Origin of the sequence: Okeania hirsuta (genome assembly GCF_003838195.1) — a bacterium.
Lineage (GTDB): Bacteria > Cyanobacteriota > Cyanobacteriia > Cyanobacteriales > Microcoleaceae > Okeania > Okeania hirsuta.
On record NZ_RCBY01000499.1, the window covers coordinates 1 to 2395 of the forward strand.

At 36.4% G+C, this 2395-nt stretch carries 2 protein-coding genes; both read left to right on the forward strand.

The genetic code is table 11. The features are described 5' to 3' along the window. Positions 1 to 318 precede the first annotated feature (318 nt). Complete coding sequence (locus tag D5R40_RS32225; RefSeq protein ID WP_124146089.1) at positions 319 to 1944, forward strand: calcium-binding protein; 1626 nt, start codon at positions 319 to 321, stop codon at positions 1942 to 1944. A 118-nt stretch (positions 1945 to 2062) separates the two neighbouring features. Beyond that, positions 2063 to 2386 (forward strand): hypothetical protein, encoded by a 324-nt coding sequence (locus D5R40_RS32230; RefSeq protein WP_124155828.1) that lies wholly within the window; start codon positions 2063 to 2065, stop codon positions 2384 to 2386. Positions 2387 to 2395 lie beyond the last annotated feature (9 nt).

Genomic DNA, 2395 nt, shown 5'->3' on the forward strand with positions numbered 1-2395 from the left:
TAGGTCAATGCTCCGCAAACAGGGTTTAGTAGTGTCCTAACCTAAATCCGTAGTCCTATATCTGAGTTTTAAGCTTTTGATATGTCTTCACCTTTCCTTAGACTTCTATTATCTATTCAATTCAATATTTGACTATTATAGAAATACAGAAACTAAGTATTTTTTAAGTTTAACATTAGCTATTTATCAATATTTATCTTTTTCTTTTGGGTTTAAGATCCCGCCGTCTACACGGTATTTACAATTGGTTGAGGTTTGAGTCCCCATCCACTTCTTTCTTCTTCCTTCTTCAGCAAATATCAACTAAAACCATAAATTATGACAACTATTATTACCAGAACCCAATTAGAATTAACATTAACAGAAGTCGCAGGAACAATATTTTCTATTACTGGTAATGATACTTTTATTTTGACCGCTGACAATGGTCAAAACTTCTTTGTTGACCTTATAGATGAACTAAATACTTCAATCTTAGGCTTACAAATTGGTCAATCAATCACAGTAACAGGATTTATAAATTTAGAAGATAACCGATTAAATCTAATCAATACTATTCTGATTAACGATGATTCAACCAGACCTCCACCACCAATTGTCGGACTACAAACTATATCTGGAACTGTTGGTTTTGTAGTTGACGATCGCCAATTTATTTTAAATTCTAATGGTCAAATATACTTTGTTAACTTATTAGATGAATTTAATGCTATAGCTTTAAATTTACAGCCAAATCAACCCATCGCAATTTCTGGAACTGTAACTCTAGAAAATGGCAGAATAGATGTTAATAGTACCAGTATTATTGATGGTGTAAATATTCCTACTCCACCTCCTTTCATACCAGACGGTCAATTTCCACCAGGTTCCATTATTGGTAATAATACTCCTCAGTTTATTCAAGGCACTCCTAACAATGACACCGTTTTTGGACTAGGTGGTAATGATACAATTGATGGGCAAGCAGGTGAAGATAGTTTGTTTGGTAGTCCCGGGAGTGATAGTATTTTTGCGGGGATAGACAATGACACCATTTTTGGTAATGAAGGAGCTGATACCATTAATGGCGAAATAGGAGATGATAGTATTCTGGGCAATCAAGATAACGATCTTCTAGATGGTGGTGAGGGTAATGATACTGTTGTTGGTAATGAAGGTAGTGATGAGATAGATGGGGGTGGGGGTGATGATAGTTTGGTCGGCAATGTCGGTAGTGATAGTATTTTTGGTAATGATGGTAACGATAGTATTGGTGGGAATGAAGATAGCGATCGCCTTGATGGAGGGATAGGCAATGACAGTGTTGCCGGAAATGAAGGTAATGATACTATTTTTGGCAATGATGGTAACGATAGTATTTTTGGTAATAAAGATAATGACCGTCTGGAGGGAAATTCAGGTAATGATACTATTCGTGGAGGTAAGGGTAACGATATAGTTGATGGTGGTTTTGATCTTGATTTCATTTTAGGAGAGTTGGGCAATGATGAATTGAGTGGTGGAGAATCTGAAGATTTGATATTTGGTGGTAAAGATAATGATTTTCTTGATGGTGGTGGAGGAAATGATACCCTCAGTGGAGATTTGAGTAATGATACTATTGTTGGTGGTATTGGTGATGATTTGATTATTGGTGCAGGTCGTCAGTCTGGAGAAAATGAGATTGATTTTTTGACAGGTAGTGCGGGTGCTGATACGTTTGTTTTGGGTAATAGTGATGTTGCTTTTTACAGTGGTGCAGGTAGTAGTGATTATGGAGTAATTGTTGATTTTGATAATCTCGAAGGTGATGTAGTTATTGCCTTTGGTGGTGATGGAGTTGTGTTTAGTCCTTCTTCTATAGAGACTCAAGGAGGTACTGGAGTTTTTGTGGATGGGGATTTAATTGCGATTTTTATTGGTGTTACGGAATTGGAAGTTCAAAGTGGGTTGATTTTGATTTAGTAAGGAAGAGAGGATAGGGAGTTATATCATGTCCGGATGATTAGTTAGGGAAGAGTCAGTAGCAACTAACGATACAAAAGAATACACCTCCTTTTCATGGCGTGACCAAATTCTGGCCATGAGTCACGATTCGTTCTACGAGACTGGAAAACGCGAAGCTGCAGAGGAATGGCAAAAAGAAAATGACAAGGTATTTATTGAGGAAAAAGCGTTTGCCGATAAAGATATGCGTATGTTTGCATACACTTTTGGTAGTCGGAAATTGGAAGATACAAAGGATGTCTATTATGAGAATGATATGTATAATACATTGAAGTCAATCAAAGAAACTATCGACCCTAATTGCATCTTTTCTGCTGATGAATTTAGCTTAAGTCCAAATAATATCATGTCCATTTATATCGTTTGTGTAAACCCAAGGGTGAATATCTACAGGAAATGATGGTTTTTT

Excerpts from the sequence above, each read along its gene's own strand:
- D5R40_RS32225 (WP_124146089.1), top strand. The coding sequence starts at position 319 with ATGACAACTATTATTACCAGAACCCAATTAGAATTAACATTAACAGAA.
- D5R40_RS32230 (WP_124155828.1), top strand. The coding sequence starts at position 2,063 with ATGAGTCACGATTCGTTCTACGAGACTGGAAAACGCGAAGCTGCAGAG.